The sequence below is a fragment of the Desulfoluna sp. CLI2B genome, assembly GCF_056847375.1.
Window position 1 is genome coordinate 3,606,147 of record NZ_CP186557.1, and the last position, 14,710, is coordinate 3,620,856.

A 14,710-nucleotide genomic window follows, 5' to 3' on the forward strand; every position below is an offset into this window, starting at 1 on the left:
TGCAAAGCATGCACAACGCCAGAATCAACACACCACACACAAAACGCATTGCGGGCAAGCCAAAGCCCCCGGAGAACAACCGCACCTCACGCAACATGGATAACCTCCCTTTTTTCAGTGATAAATGGATCAGTAGGAAACAGTCACCTTAGCGTTACGGCCCCTCGGTGTAAATCTCCCAAAAGGGGTATTTTTCACGAATTCGTCTACCCCTTTTGGGGTAGAAAGCAGCATGGCCTCCCCCCCAAAAAAGGTACCCATGAGAAGGCAAACAACAGCCCTGTTTATATTAGTTGGCGATGAACTGACCCGATTCCCGAGCGCGATTCAATGCGTCGATCCGACTGTTTGCGCCCAGCTTCTTGAATATGTTCTTCAGGTGGGTCTTGACGGTCCCTTCGGACACACAGAGTATCCCGGCGATCTCTTTGTTGCTCATGCCCTCGGCCAGGAGCGGGACGATCTCGGATTCGCGTCGCGTAAGAAATTCGACATCCCCCTGGTCAAGGGCCTGGGGCTTGGCAGGGGCCCGTGGCACCGAAGGGGCCAGTACCGGGCTCCGGGCCCCACAGGCTTCGAGGACCCGCTTGGCAAAGGGCCTGACCGGCCCATCGCCGATCAGTCGATCCAACAGGGTAACCATAGGCTCTCCAAGGTCCACGAAACTTCGGATCCAATTCCCGGGTTCGGCAAGGGTCAGGGCGGTTTCCAGGCAGTCCGCCGCAGCCACCTCGTCTCCTTGCTTCCCGCAGACAAGGGCCAGGAGAGCCGAAACCTCAATACGCACATTGATGCGGTTGATCTCGCGCAAGCGCCCGTCCAGAAGCCGGAGCCTGGAACGGGCCTGATGCAGGGCTTCCTTGGAGCCGTCCTGCAGCAGGCACTTGATGGGGGTGAGCTGAGGGACGTAAAAAAACCACAACGGCGGGCGACGGTTGAAATCCGCACGGGCGCAGAGCTGTTTTGCCTTGAGGAGGTCGTCGCTTCGGACCGCGGCCTCTACCTCAAAGGCCATGGCAACAGCCTCGGCAACGGCGTGGCCATTCTGTCGGCAGTGGGTGATGACCTGTTCGCGTACCAGCTCGGCGGTGGTCTCGTCCCCCCAGGCCAGGTAGATACAGGAGAGGACAAACCCGGCCTCGGCGACATAAGAGGCATTGGCCGTATGCAGAATCTCCAGAACCTTCAGCATGTGCCCCTCAGCCCCCTTGAGATCATTTTGCAGATACGCCGCGACCCCTTGGAAATAGTGAGCATAGGCCCTGGTATGATGAAAGGGGGCAACGCCCACAAACCGCCTGCAGGCAGCAACCGTTTGCATTACCCCGGGCAGGTCGCCGTCCATATAGAGCGCGATACAGAGATGGAAGTAGATCCTGGCCTGGATATTGGTCGGCCATTCCGGGTTGAACAGGGCCTCTTTGATCATGGCGTCCACATGCCCCCGGTCTCTCCGCATCTGGTGAAAGCAGGACGAGACGCCCACCTCATAGGCCTTCATGAAAACAGCCTGTTCAGGGAGCTGGCCGAACACCTCCGCCGAATACAGCCTGCCCCCGTCCGGTGAGCCGGAAAAAAGCGCCATGAGCCCGTTCAGGACAAGCACTTCAGCCCTCAACTCCCTTAGGCCCCTTGCCCCGGGCGAAAGCCCGTCCAACATCTTCTGGGCTTGGACAGCCCACTCCAGAGCCCCTGCATAATTCCCGTGCTCGATGGTTATGAAGGCATGCGTCGTAGCCACCAGGGGGTGCTCTGATGAAACGCCCTCGGGCAGCATGGCCAGCAACCGTTCCAATCGGATAATCTGGGAGCTGTTCAGCAAATCGTGGCGGTTGTCCATCACCAACTGAACGGCCTCCGCGGTGTCCCCGGAGGCCAAAAAGTGATGAAGGGCCTCTTCAATATAGCTATTTTCTGCAAACCAGGCCCCGGCGGTACGATGCAGATCCGCTATCTCCTGGGAGGTTTTCACCTTTTTTAGCATGCCGTTGAGCAGGTCCCGAAAAAGGTGGTGAAAGCGGAACCAATACCCGTCGCTGTCCAGGCCTAAAGTAAACAGGTTGCTTTCCACCAGCCTGTCAATAAAAGCCTCCGCGCTGTCCTTTCGATGGGAAAAAGATCGCCTCTGGTGCATATACCGGCACAAGGGCGCGCAAAAACGGTACGACGGCGGTATTTACAGATCGGAATATGAGACCGTGTCCGAATCGAGGCGGGATACCACTTCGGCCAGGAGGTAGTCGGCGATGTGGTAAGAGATGCCGCTCAGCTCCATCGCCTTTTTTCTGGGGTCCTGCCCCCCTTGCAGGTAGAGCCCGGCCAGACGCAGTCCGGCAGCCCACCCTTCGGTTTTGCTCTCCAGAACGGAGGCTGTGGCGTCATCGACGTTTACGGGTAGCAGCTTGTCCATGAAGGCTGTGGCTTCGGCAAGGGTCAGCCTCAAATCCGAGGCCCGTACCTCGGTCACAAGGCCGCGGCCCCGAAAGGGTGCTACTTGGAGCGGGGGATCTGTCCGAGACAAAAGAACGAGGTGCAGAAACCTGGCAGGATGCTTGAGCAGATCAGATACCAGCCCATAAATGGAGGGGTCGGTCATGCGATGAAAATCGTCCAGCACAAGGACAAAGGGTTCGGGCAACCCGTAGAGGTCGTTGAGCAGGTACCGGGACAGGACGGGCTCCGGCGGGAGCTGCCCGGCCTCCAGCAGGGCTTCGGTACCAAGGGCAATGCCCGGAAAGGCTTTCTGAACGGCGGCAAGAAAATAGGCCAGGAACTGTCGCAGATCATCGTCTTCCCTGTCCAGGGAGACCCAGCCGAACGGGCAACCGCAGGCATTGGCCCAACAGCTGGCCAGGGTCGTTTTTCCGTATCCTGCCGGTGCGGTAATCAACGCCAGCGGCCGTCTCCCCCCTTCGTCCAGGAGGGTCAGTAATCGATTCCTCGGCACAATGTCGGGCGCCACGGGAGGTATCTGGAGTTTGGTATGAAGCAGAGCGTGTTTCATTGATATCGTCAGCTATGGGTTGGTAGCGACAATGCAGGCCCCCTCACACCATTCAAGGTTACCCTCCCCTTTGTCGCATGCATTAATCAACCGGCGTATACCGGGTACTATATGGACGCCATATGTTTTTCGCAGAGCAAACACAGGCGATACGTTGTACAGGCAACGGGGCCGAAGACAATGGCAAGGCCGTACACCGGATTACCGTGGTGCGGCCCGACGGGCTGAATCGGTAGTGTTCACACCGGGCACCCGGTGGTTTCAGACAGCATGAGCACGCCTTCCTGCTGATCGAGTTTTCTATCTTTCTCTGAAGGGGATATTATCGTTACAATGCGTTATTACTCGAAAACGGGAGGCGGCAACAGGAGGCCTGCAACCTGTTGCTTTCATGCACGGGCCGTGCGTTCAGCAAAGCGTGTTGCGCTGCAAGGGAACTGGCATGTTATTGATACTACGGCATTAACGTATTGACCATTTCACACGTGAAGGGATTAGGTCAAGTAGATGTTGGCGACATTGCTGTTTCACAAGCAATTCCTACCTCCACAGAGAATATTGAACATTTTGGGGACAGGGGACAGGCTCTTTATGCAAAAACAACACGGTTTTCTCCTTTGCGATGTTTCCCCGCCCCCCAAAAATAACCCACCGGGCAACTACCATGTTATTTTACAACTCGAATCCCCCACCCATCAGTCAAATGAGCGCCCAGCTCCTCAAAACCGCCCGACGTCACTCACCTCCGGACGCACCCCGCCCTTGCGCTCTCAGCCCACCGCTGAGTTCGTTGGCTCAAGGACCTCAAAAACGAGGCAGCCACATATCAGGCATCGACGAGGCGCTTTAGGGAATACATCCCTTGAACTCCCTTGACGCGCCTCGGTATTTTATCCCGCGTAGTACGAAATCGATCCCTGAACCTTTCATAGCCCGCTTCAACGAACGCGCGGGACCCGATAATGCCTGAATCCGTAAAATAGCGGGTCCTGTACCGAAACCGTTGCGCTCGGGTCAGCTCAAACCCCTGGGCGGCTTCCTCATCCAAAACCCATCGCGAAATACTCGCCTTGCCCCTCTTTTCAACAGCCCCCACGTGATACAGGTACTCCCGGTATGTCTTGAGCTGCGAAGCAGGATGAGAAACGCCGAATGCCGATGTCCCCAGGTCAGATGAGAGAAACCCGTTCCCGTTTCCCGTCTGGACGTGGTAACCAATGGAGCACCAGCGATACTCTTCCGGCCGCTTCACGATTCCTGCCCGAACCGCATTGAGGTCGACATACGCCAGGCAATGGATCAATGTGGTTCCCTGCTCGACGATCACACTCTTGAAACGCTCTCCCCACAGGGTTCCCTTTCGTTCTTTCCGCTTGTTGTAAAAACAGGAGAACCGTTGCTTGATGTCCTTGACGTACGCCGACAGGCTGCAAAAACGCTCCCGGTACTCCGCCAGTCTCCCTTCGGGGAAAACCGTCTTCTCCCCATAGAGAAGGTGAAAGCGCCTTCGAACCTCATCATCGGAAACCATGTCCTCCGGGGCTACCTCGATGAGCAAATGGAAGTGATTTCCCATAATCGCAAACCCAAAAACCTCGACACAATAAATCGCTGAGAACCTCTGGATGATGCGCAGTAACTCGTCTTTTTCAACCGCCCCGAAGGGAAGGCCGTCCAAGGCGGTTCTGCTGATCACATGGTAAGCGGCTTTTTGTCCGGCATCCGTTATGACCATACGGGGAACTCGCGGCATAACACCCTCCTCTCTGGTCGTGCAGAATCATTGATGTGGATGGTTTGTGTGACGGATGGGGGGAAGAAAAACTAAAATACACCAAAATTTGAGGATGATACTACGTTACAGGCTACTATCTCACAGGACGGTGTGATGGGTCCAGCATAAAGAACCTGTCCCCAAAGTTGGTTTTGAGCTTGACATCATGCGGCTCGGGCTGTAGTGTGCGCTTCGTTGTTGCGGGATGGAGCAGTCTGGTAGCTCGTCGGGCTCATAACCCGAAGGTCAGTGGTTCAAATCCGCTTCCCGCTACCACTTAAAAAATACAAAGGCCCGGAAGAGTCATCTTCCGGGCCTTTTTTTGTTGGTAATGGAGAATCACAGAGACGCAAGGCCCCGTCGTCAGCGCCCCACAAAGGCAAGAAACATCTCCACGCCGGCAATGTCCAGCACCACGCCCTCTTTGGAGATAGAAAGAACCTTTGCCCCGTCCACGGAAGCGCCCTCTCGGATAATCTGGCTGTTGATAACCGCGATACGCCGGGAAGGTGTCTGTGACCACCGCACCCCCTGGAGACGATAGGTCCCGGAATCGGCGGCCGGAAGCTGTCGCAACTCGTCCGGGGACAATGCTGGCGCATCAGTCAACGCTGCAACAGGTTGGCCCTGCCCCTGGGACGGTTGAATTGATTCGAAAACAGGTTCCGGCTCCACAGCGGGTCCGACTGGTGAATCCGGCTCTGATAAAGACGCCGTCGCACCAGGCGATGAAGCCACCAAAGAAGCCGAACGCGATTGCGGCCCGGTACCGGAAGAGTTCTGGGTGGCCGGAGAACTCGGGGCCACCACGCGAAAAACCGAGGTCACACCAAGGGGCGCCTCATCGGCCACCACAGCCTGCCCCCGGCCATAGGCCAGATAAAACCCTGCTCCGGCCAGCCCCACGCCTGCGGCAAAAACGACCACAAAGGGAAGCAGGCGGGCAAAGCCTGTCTTTTGCCGTGGCTCCGCCCTTGTAAACCCAACGCTTTCAGCGTATTTTTCCTCTTCTTCCATTCGCTTCAAGGCTTCCAAAACCGAACTCATGGGATCTCTCCTTTTTGTCGGTCATGGGCGGCTACGCGCTCCGGGGTATCGGGCAATCCACTTTTCAGCGCTGCGGCAAGGGCCACGCGGGTAAGGTCTCCCACCATGCCGTCAGAGAGAATGCCGTAGGCCTCCTGCAGGGCATGCACCGCCCGAAGGGTCTCGACGTCAAAACGCCCGTCCACGCTCACCCCGTGAAACCCGGCCCGTGAGAGTGCCGCTTCAAGGGCGATGACCTCCTGAAGGCCCGAGCGCTCCGTCACCACCTCGGAGAACCCCAGGGGATTGGTGCAGGCGATAAGGGCCCGACCAGACCAGAGCCTGTCGGCATCGTCTTTAGACAGCTCCACGATCCCTTTGGGGGATTGAAACCGCAACAGCCCACCGGCCTCCTCCCCTTCAAACACCAGCACCAGAGGCCCCTGGCCGCCAGAACCGAAAAGCATCAGGACCGGCAGGCCGAAGGCCATGGCCCGATCCAGATCCCCGTCCATGGGCATCACCTCCATGCCCAGGGGCGCGGCCACGGCAGAGAGAAGAAGGTAGGGATCCCCGATGGCCGGAAGCTCGGAGGAGGAAAGCGTGTGCCCCCACGCACCCATGATCCGGCGAACGCCCCATGGGACGGACTCTGCCACACCCGCCTCGTCAAACAGGTCAAACAGGCCGTAGGTGGCCGGAGGGGCTGTACTGCCCTGGCCATCCGTAACCGCAACCGGAGCCGTCTGTGTCGCCTCCGGATGCCACAGGGAGGTGCCGAAGACCAGAAACCCGGCCATGAACACAATGGCAACGCCCAGCACCGCCACGCCCCACGCCGGCAAGGGCCGCCCCAAAAGGGTGCGATCCATGTAGGGCCGGTCCGCAAGCTCCGCCACGGCCTTCTTTACTGCGCCAGCGTCCACCCGGTCCTTGCCCGCCACGTACCCGCAAAGCAGGGCCCGGTCACAACAGATGTTGATGACGCGCGGCGTGCCCCCGGAATAGCGGTACACCTGTGCCCTGGCCCGGGGGGTGAAGAGATCGCCCCGGGCCCCCAGGGAGGCCCGTTTCAAACGGTGGACAATGTAGTCATGGGTCTCTTCGGAGGAGAGGGGTTGCAGGCGGCAGGCCAGGGAGATCCGCTGGGCCAGTTGGCGGAGTTCATGGCGTTCCAGCATCTCTCCGAGCTCGGGCTGGCCGCAGAGGACGGTCTGGAGCAGTTTGGCGCGGGTGGTCTCCAGGTTGGAGAGAAGGCGAAGCTCCTCCAGGACTTCGATGGAAAGGTTCTGGGCCTCGTCGATGACAAGCAGGGCCTTTTTCCCCATCTCCCGGTTTTCAATGAGGAACCGCTGAAGGGCCGCCGTCAGGTCCGACCGGCTGGAAGATCCGGCGTCGATGCCGAAATCGCGGTTGATGGACTGGAGCAGCTCCACGGCATTCAAGGTGGGGTTGAAGATGCAGGCAACGGACACCGTCTCATCCAGCCCCCCAAGGAAGGTGCGCAACAGGGTTGTCTTGCCCGTGCCCACCTCGCCGGTCACCTCCACAAAGCCTTCGCCGGTTTCAAGGGCATAGGTCAGGTGGCCCAGGGCCTCCTGATGGCACCGGGAAGGAAACAGGTACGATGGCGTCGGCACCAGCTGAAAGGGCCGCTCCTTGAGATGAAAGTGTCGTCGATACATGTCTTGCCCTGGGTATGCTTGAAAACAAGCATGTTACTCGTACAGTTTTCGGAAGTCCCGGTTGGTACGGATATACTTACGCCTGAGCTTCGGTTTTTCGATTTTTCCCGTGGGGTTTCGGGGCACCTCGCCAAAAAAGATCTTTCGCGGCCGCTTGTAGCGGGGAAGGTTCTCGCAGAAGGCCTCCAGGGCGTCCCGCGTCATGGAGCGCCCCTCCTTGATCATCACCACGGCGGCCACCACCTCGCCCAGGCGCTGGTCCGGGTAACCGATGATGCCCACGTCCTGCACATCCGGGTGGGTGATGATGTGGTTCTCGATCTCCACGGGGAAGATGTTCTCCCCGCCGGAGATGATAAGGTCTTTTTTCCGGTCCACGAGCCAGATAAAACCGTCTTTGTCCTTCCGGGCCATGTCCCCGGTGCGGAGCCAGCCGTCCACGATGCACTTGGCCGTCTCTTCCGGGTTTTTGTAGTACTCGGTCATGACCCCGGGCCCCTTGATGATCAGCTCGCCGGTCTCCCCACCGGGAAGCTCGTTCAAGGCACCGTCCACCACCTTGGCCGCCCACTGGTGCCCGGGCAGCCCGATGGCCCCCACCTTGTGCTCGTTTTCAAGCCCCAAGTGAACACAGCCGGGGCCTGAGCACTCGGTGAGGCCGTAGTTGGTATCGTAGTCGTGGTGGGGAAAGAGTTTCTTCCACTCGTCAATAAGGGATGGCGGCACGGGCTGGGCACCGATGTGCATAAGGCGCCAGGCGTCCAGGTTGTACTCGGTGAGCACCACGTCGCCGTTTTCGATGGCGATGAGAATGTCGTGGGCCCAGGGCACCAAAAGCCAGACAATGGAGACCTGCTCTTCGGATGCCACCCGCAGGATATACTCGGGCTTGACCCCTTTGAGGATAACGGTACGCGCCCCCACCTTGAAGTTTCCGAACCAGTGCATTTTGGCGCCGGTGTGATACAGGGGAGGGATGCAGAGAAAGTTGTCGAGGTGGGTCTGCCCGTGGTGGGCGTTTTCCACCTCGCAGGCAAAGGCCAGGTTGCCGTGGGTGAGACGCACGGCCTTGGGGGTTCCGGTGGTACCGGAGGTAAAGTAGAGGGCCGCGGTGTCGGCCTTGGACAGGGAAACGGGAACAAAGGCTGTCTCATCCGTATCCATAAGGCTCCCGAGGTGCATGGCCCAGTCCGGGCAGCAGCGCTTGGGACCGTCGAAGATCCAGTGTTTCACGCTGGAAGAGAGCTCTCCCCTCACCTCTTCCAGGCGACCGATGAACTCTTCGCCAAAAACAAACACCTCGGCTTCGGCCACGTTGGTGCACAGGGCAATCTTCTCGGCGTCAAAACGAAAGTTCAGGGGAACCACCCAGGCCCCGGTTCGAAGGATGCCGAAATAGATGGGAAGCCACTCCAGGGAGTTGCTCATGAGCTGAACCACGCGCCCCCCTTTGCTCACCCCGAGCCCCTGGAGGACCGCAGCCAGCTCCGTGGCGTAGGTGTCGAACCCGGCCCAGGTGATTTCCCGCCGGAGGTTCTTGGCGGGCTCGCGTTCGATAAGTGAGATTTCGCAACCGTAGAGGGAGGCGTTTTCAGCCAGTATATCCGTAATCAACATAAGGCAACCCTGTAAAAAATGCCGGCGAAAAAAAGTCGGCGCCGCACGCGACATTCCCCGTCCCGCCTTGTCGCTGCCGCCAGCCCGTATGTCCCGGATGCCCGCAGGCACCACGTGGTCGACTTTTTCCGAAGGCCGTCAAAATAAAAACCAAAAGCAACGGGACCGTGATCAAACCGGCCCAGAAAAGAGGGCCTGCCGATTGAAACTTATCACATACCACAGCCCCTGCAGAACCTCTACCCCTGATAACGGGAAGGCAAGGAGATCCGCATACGGATCCCGCCACCGAAAACAAGGCCCTGACCACCGTTCCAATATCGGGCTGCGCGTCACGGTTAGCCTTGGTCTCATCCTGTCGATTCGGCCCATACAAGCTGCCGGTGGCCAAACGTTCGCCCGATTTATGCGTTGGATGCAGCTATTCAGTTGCCTTTGAATGGGGAAAGACGACTCCAAGGAAGGCTTACTTGATCTGTAGGGTTACCGTTGGGTTTGACAAACGAACCTCACCCCTTGAGCCCCCGAAAGCGACGACGTTCCCTTACAAAGGGAGAGTCCACCTCGGCTTCGGCCCAGCGCACCATGTTGCGGATCATCCCCTGGAACACCAGCTCATGGAAAGGTTTGACAGCAATCCAGTAAAGACGCCCCAGAAAGCCCGAAGGGTAGAAAATCGCGGTCTGGTGGATCCACACCCGGTCGCCTTCGGTCTTCACCTCAAACTCCAGCCACGCCTTCCCGGGCAGCTTCATCTCCGAAATCAGCCGCAGGAGCTGGCCCTCTTCAAACCGCTCCACCCGCCAGAAATCAAGGTGATCTCCGCTTCTGAGCTCCCGCCGGTGGGGCCGCCCGCGCCTCACCCCGACCCCGCCCATCCAATAGTCCACGGCACCGCGGACCCGCCAGAGAAAATTAAAGGCGTACCAGCCGTTTCGCCCCCCGATGCGGGCAATGGAGGAGAAGGCCCGGCCCGGGGTGGTGCTCACCCGGCGACTCCGCTGGTCAATGTACCGGGCCCCCATCCAGGAGGTCTCCGGCCCCGGCGGCTTGACTCCCGCCGAAGAGACGGCGTCGGTCCACCGACTCTCGGCAAAGGCCCGCTCCTCGTTCATCAGGGCCCGCCGGATCGCCTCCCGGGCGCTCATGGGCACCACGCTGAACAGCTCCCGGGCAGACGGGTCATGCACCACGGTCTGATTTTTCACCCCCTCGATGAGCTTTTTCCCCACCCGGGCGTAAACAGGGGTCACCAGCCCCAGCCAGAGGCTGCTCACCCCCGGAGTGAGGATGGGCACGGGGATCATGAGCCGGGAGAGCCCCCGTTCCGTTGCGTAGGCCTCCATGAGGTCCTGATAGGAGAGAGGCTCGGAGCCCCCCACCTCCACGACGCGGCTCTCGGACAGAGGCAGGGTCACGGATTCCGTAAGGTACCGGATCAGGTCTTCGATGCCGATGGGCTGAGCCATCACCTTGACCCAGCGCGGCAGGAGCATCACGGGAAGCCGCTCCGTGAGCGCCCGCACCAGTTCAAAGGAGAGGCTTCCAGACCCAATGACGATGGAAGCCCGAAATTCAAGCGTGGGCACCGAAGAGCGCCTGAAAATCCTGCCCACCTCCTGGCGACTTCGAAGGTGGGCCGACAGGTTCGGCCCTTCCCCCAGTCCCCCCAGGTAAATAAGCTTCCGGACACCGGCACGCTGGGCAGCCCCCACAAAATTCGTGGCCGCCTTCCGGTCCATCTCCTCAAAGGCCCCTGTGGCACCCATGGAATGAATCAGGTACAGGGCCGTGTGAACACCCTCCATTGCCTGGTCCAGGGAGGCCACATCAAAGACATCCCCCTTGGCCACCTCGGTGCCTTCCGCCGTTCGGTGCTTCAGAAAAGCCGCGCGCCTCGCCAGGCACCGCACCCGAAACCCCTCCCCTTCGAGGACGCGAAGCAGACGTCCCCCCACATACCCCGTGGCTCCGGTCAGCAAAATCAACGGACGTTCATCCATAATTCACTCCCTGGGTTCAATGGTCTCTCATCGCCCACACCAGCCCTTACCCCTTACCCCCTTACCCCTTACCCCTTACCCCCTTACCCTTTAGCCCTCAACCTTGAGCCCTTAGCCCCCATTATACACCACCTCACCCCATCAGAAAGTCGTTTTGTCCCAAAGGGTTGACTCCCTGTGGACAAAACCGAAAAACCCGTGATAGGCTGAGACCGTTTTCATCGGGTCCATCAGTTTCCCCGGCCCGTGCATCGCAGGAACACACGCATCACTCATCGTTTTTTCCGAAACGCATTTTACCGAAAAACGCGCCCGGTTTGAGAATTTTCCCGCCAGGCACCCATGTCGTCGTCAACGGAACGTCGTTCGGTTTCTCTTACGGAATATCCCATGCCAAGGAGGCTCGATGTTTGACACCCTGTTCTCGCCCATCGCAATCAACTCGCTCACCGTTAAAAACCGCATCGCCTACCCGTCCCTCGGCCTTCTCTACAGCTGGGACCGCAAGTTAAACGACCGGTACGTAAACTACTTTACCGAAATCGCCCGGGGCGGTGCAGGCATCGTCACCGTGGGGCCCGTGGGCGTGGACTTCATCGGATCCGGCCTGGCGGTCCTCGGCCTGGACACGGACGAAGCCATCCCGGACTTTCTCCGGGTCACCGATGCCATCCGGGCCCGTGGGGGTTCTCCCTGGACCCAGCTCTTCCATGCCGGTGCCTACACCCACCCCCTGCTCATCAACGGTGAGGCCCCCATGGCTCCCTCCGCCGTCTACTCCCCTTACTCCAAGACCACCCCCCGGGAGATGAGCCCCGACGACATCCACACGGTGCGACAGGCCTTTGCAGACGCGGCGGCACGGGCCGTAAAGGCTGGCTTTGACGGCGTGGAGATCATCGCATCAGCAGCTCCTCACCGACCCAGTTCCTCTCCCAAGACCAACAAACGCACCGATGATTACGGGGGAAGCGTTGAAAACCGGCTCCGGTTTCCCACGGAAGTGGTCGCCGCCTGCAGGCAGGCCGTGGGGGAAGGGTTTCCTCTGTCCGTTCGCATGGCAGGCAACGACTTCGTCCCAATGAGCAACACCGACGAGGTGACCCCTGCCATTGCCCGGGCCTATGAAAAAAGCGGGGTAAACCTCATCAACGTCACCGGCGGCTGGCACGAGTCCAAGGTCCCCCAGCTCCCCATGGAGCTGCCCCGCACCGGCTACGCCTACCTGGCCGCCACGGTCCGCAAGGCGGTCTCTGTTCCCGTCATGGCCTCCAACCGCATCACCACCCCCATGGACGCCGAGCGACTCTTGAACGACGGTTACTGCGACATGGTGAACTTGGGACGGGTCCTCATCGCCGACCCCTTCTGGCCCGCCAAGGCCCTTCAAGGACGCGTCGACGAAATCCGCCCCTGTGTGGCCTGCTCCCAGGGCTGCACCGACGAGATCTTCAGCGGCATGCCCGTCACCTGCATCGGCAACCCCCGGGCCGGATACGAAGCCGAGCGCATTGTCCGGCCCACCACCGCCCCAAAAAAGGTGATGGTGGCAGGGGCAGGCCCTGCAGGACTGGAAGCCGCGGTCACCGCCGCACAAATGGGCCACCACGTGCATCTCTTTGAGGCTGGGGACACCATCGGCGGGCAGATCAGCCTGGCCGCCACCCCGCCCCACAAGGAAGAGCTCCTGGAATACATCCGCTACTACCGTGCCATGCTGGCCCGACACAAGGTCGCCGTCACCCTCTCCTGCCCGGTCACCCCGGAGCTGATCAGGCAGGAGAACCCCGACCATGTCTTCGTGGCCGAAGGGGCTGAGCCCACCCGTCCCCCCATCCCCGGAGCCCAAAACGAAAAAGTCCTCTCATCATGGGATGTCCTGAAAAAGGACCGCCCCCTCGGCAAAACCGTCGCCATCGTCGGCGGCGGTGCCGTGGGCCTTGAAACCGCTCTGCACATTGCCGTCAAAGGCACCCTCTCCCCGGAGATGTTCCACTTCCTCGCGGCCCACGACGCGGCCCCACCGGATCGGCTCAAAAAAGGGCTTTTCACCGGCAACCACCGGGTCACGGTCTTTGAAATGGCCCCCCGGGCCGGAGGGGACATGGGCCGATCCACCCGGTGGATCATGATGGACAACCTCAAACGCTACGGGGTTCGCCTCATCACCAGTGCCACCGTGACCAGGCTGTCAAGCGATCAAATCTGCTGGGACGACGGCAAAGCCGAGCAGACTGAAAATTTCGACACCGTCATCCTGGCCACGGGCTCCCGGTCCGTGACCGCCCTTTCGTCCGCCCTGCCCGGCCTCGGCGTCCCCTTCACCGTCATTGGAGACGGCCTGGCACCCGGAAAATTCAACCACGCCATCCACGGCGGGTTCCTTGCCGCCCTTCAGCTGGATGCCGGGAACTGAGCTTTCGGTGGGTCGTTTTTAAAAACGACCCACCGTCCCCACCTGTCTGGCCCGACAAAAAACTACGTCTACAACATATCTCTCCACCCCACCGCATAACCGTACCCAGTCACCACACACCCATTTAGTATCGAATTTTAGAGCTTTCCCACATTAAAACACCGCCACCACAAGTCAGATTGACTTGGCAGGTCATTATGTAGTATGCAACATAAACAACTCAACCACCCCGTATCGCGGTTCAGCAAAGGGTAAAAAGTTCCACAGGGACTCGAATCATATAAGGAGAGAGTACAATGCAAAGCGACTACTATCTGGTGGAAAAAGAGGGGCCCATCGCCACGGTGTGGCTCAACCGGCCGGACAAGAAAAACGCCATGAACCCGCCTGCCTGGGTTGACAGCGTGGGGGTGTTCAAAGAGCTGGACGAAGACCCGGAGGTCCGGGTCATTATCGTGGCGGGCAAGGGAAAAGACTTCTGTGCGGGCATCGACCTCTTTGAGATCATCGGCATGCTCCCCGAGCTCCTCGACCCCGAGCAGAAAGGGGGCGTGAAATGGCCCCTGCTCAGCAAACTCAAGCTTATGCAGGACGGCCTCACCGTCATCGAGCGGATCCGCAAGCCCGTCATCGCCGCGGTGCAGGGCAAGTGCATCGGCGGCGGCCTGGACCTCATCTGCGCCTGCGACATCCGCCTGGCTTCTGCCGACGCCACCTTCTCCCTGAGGGAAGCTGCCGTGGGCATGGTGGCGGACATGGGCGTCCTCCAGCGCCTGCCCCTCATCGTGGGACAGGGTGTTGCCCGGGAGATGGCCTTCACCGCCAAGTTCATCGATGCCTCAAGGGCCCGCGACGTGAGCCTCGTCAATGAGGTCTTCGAAGACGTCGACGCCCTGTACGCCGGTGCCCGCGCCCTGGCCGAGGAGATCCTGGGAGCCGCCCCCATCGCGGTGCAGGCATCCAAGGACGTCCTCAACAACGCCATTGCCTCCCAGATCGACGAGGGCCTGAACTACGTGGCCGCCATCAGCGGCAACATCGTCCCCTCCAACGACCTCATGGAAGCGGTGACCGCCATGGGCGAAAAACGTGCCCCCAAATTCACCGGCACCTGATCCGTTTCAACACACCGGCACCCCAAGCCCCCTGTTGCGAGTTATGTGGACTGCAACAGGGGGTTTTTTA

Annotated in this window: 9 protein-coding genes and 1 tRNA gene; 3 read left to right on the forward strand and 7 right to left on the reverse strand. The window is 59.8% G+C overall.

All coding sequences use genetic code 11. The annotated features are described in order from the left end of the window. Positions 1-289 precede the first annotated feature (289 nt). The 3 genes from ACOYW2_RS16935 to ACOYW2_RS16945 form a co-directional block, all read right to left on the reverse strand. A complete protein-coding gene (locus ACOYW2_RS16935) occupies positions 290-2,176 on the reverse strand; it encodes a helix-turn-helix transcriptional regulator (RefSeq protein WP_482771046.1) in 1,887 nt (628 codons plus the stop codon). Beyond that, entirely contained in the window at positions 2,177-3,004 is an 828-nt protein-coding gene (locus ACOYW2_RS16940; RefSeq protein WP_482419206.1) for a hypothetical protein, read from the reverse strand. An 826-nt stretch (positions 3,005-3,830) separates the two neighbouring features. Continuing rightward, complete coding sequence (locus ACOYW2_RS16945; RefSeq protein WP_482767290.1) at positions 3,831-4,757, reverse strand: transposase; 927 nt, start codon at positions 4,755-4,757, stop codon at positions 3,831-3,833. Between the two features lie 220 nt (positions 4,758-4,977). Here ACOYW2_RS16945 and ACOYW2_RS16950 point away from each other — a divergent pair. Beyond that, positions 4,978-5,054: transfer RNA gene (locus tag ACOYW2_RS16950), tRNA-Met, on the forward strand. Positions 5,055-5,141: 87 nt separating this feature from the next. On the opposite strand, the gene ACOYW2_RS16955 is transcribed toward ACOYW2_RS16950, so the two are convergent. The 4 genes from ACOYW2_RS16955 to ACOYW2_RS16970 all read right to left on the reverse strand — a co-directional run bounded on the left by ACOYW2_RS16955 (position 5,142) and on the right by ACOYW2_RS16970 (position 11,109). Further along, positions 5,142-5,825: a hypothetical protein gene (locus tag ACOYW2_RS16955; RefSeq protein ID WP_482767291.1), complete on the reverse strand. Its 684-nt coding sequence runs from the start codon at positions 5,823-5,825 to the stop codon at positions 5,142-5,144. Further along, the gene (locus ACOYW2_RS16960) at positions 5,822-7,489 is read right to left on the reverse strand and encodes an AAA family ATPase (RefSeq protein ID WP_482767292.1); all 1,668 of its coding nucleotides are present in this window, start codon (positions 7,487-7,489) and stop codon (positions 5,822-5,824) included. The genes ACOYW2_RS16955 and ACOYW2_RS16960 overlap by 4 nt, the downstream gene beginning before the upstream one ends. A 33-nt stretch (positions 7,490-7,522) precedes the next feature. Then, a complete protein-coding gene (locus ACOYW2_RS16965) occupies positions 7,523-9,106 on the reverse strand; it encodes a class I adenylate-forming enzyme family protein (protein ID WP_482767293.1) in 1,584 nt (527 codons plus the stop codon). 509 nt (positions 9,107-9,615) lie between these two features. Beyond that, a complete protein-coding gene (locus tag ACOYW2_RS16970; protein WP_482419210.1) occupies positions 9,616-11,109 on the reverse strand; it encodes an SDR family oxidoreductase in 1,494 nt (497 codons plus the stop codon). Between the two features lie 406 nt (positions 11,110-11,515). Between ACOYW2_RS16970 and ACOYW2_RS16975 the strand changes: the two genes are divergently transcribed. Further along, positions 11,516-13,525, forward strand: coding sequence for an oxidoreductase (locus tag ACOYW2_RS16975; RefSeq protein WP_482767294.1), 2,010 nt, complete (start codon positions 11,516-11,518; stop codon positions 13,523-13,525). A 296-nt stretch (positions 13,526-13,821) separates the two neighbouring features. Continuing rightward, positions 13,822-14,640: a crotonase/enoyl-CoA hydratase family protein gene (locus ACOYW2_RS16980; protein ID WP_180143862.1), complete on the forward strand. Its 819-nt coding sequence runs from the start codon at positions 13,822-13,824 to the stop codon at positions 14,638-14,640. Positions 14,641-14,710: the final 70 nt, after the last annotated feature.

What these genes read in the sequence shown, in the direction of transcription:
- ACOYW2_RS16965 (WP_482767293.1), bottom strand. Translation starts at nt 9,106, where the DNA reads ATGTTGATTACGGATATACTGGCTGAAAACGCCTCCCTCTACGGTTGC.
- ACOYW2_RS16955 (WP_482767291.1), bottom strand. Translation starts at nt 5,825, where the DNA reads ATGAGTTCGGTTTTGGAAGCCTTGAAGCGAATGGAAGAAGAGGAAAAA.
- ACOYW2_RS16970 (WP_482419210.1), bottom strand. Translation starts at nt 11,109, where the DNA reads ATGGATGAACGTCCGTTGATTTTGCTGACCGGAGCCACGGGGTATGTG.
- ACOYW2_RS16940 (WP_482419206.1), bottom strand. Translation starts at nt 3,004, where the DNA reads ATGAAACACGCTCTGCTTCATACCAAACTCCAGATACCTCCCGTGGCG.
- ACOYW2_RS16975 (WP_482767294.1), top strand. Translation starts at nt 11,516, where the DNA reads ATGTTTGACACCCTGTTCTCGCCCATCGCAATCAACTCGCTCACCGTT.
- ACOYW2_RS16980 (WP_180143862.1), top strand. Translation starts at nt 13,822, where the DNA reads ATGCAAAGCGACTACTATCTGGTGGAAAAAGAGGGGCCCATCGCCACG.
- ACOYW2_RS16960 (WP_482767292.1), bottom strand. Translation starts at nt 7,489, where the DNA reads ATGTATCGACGACACTTTCATCTCAAGGAGCGGCCCTTTCAGCTGGTG.
- ACOYW2_RS16945 (WP_482767290.1), bottom strand. Translation starts at nt 4,757, where the DNA reads ATGCCGCGAGTTCCCCGTATGGTCATAACGGATGCCGGACAAAAAGCC.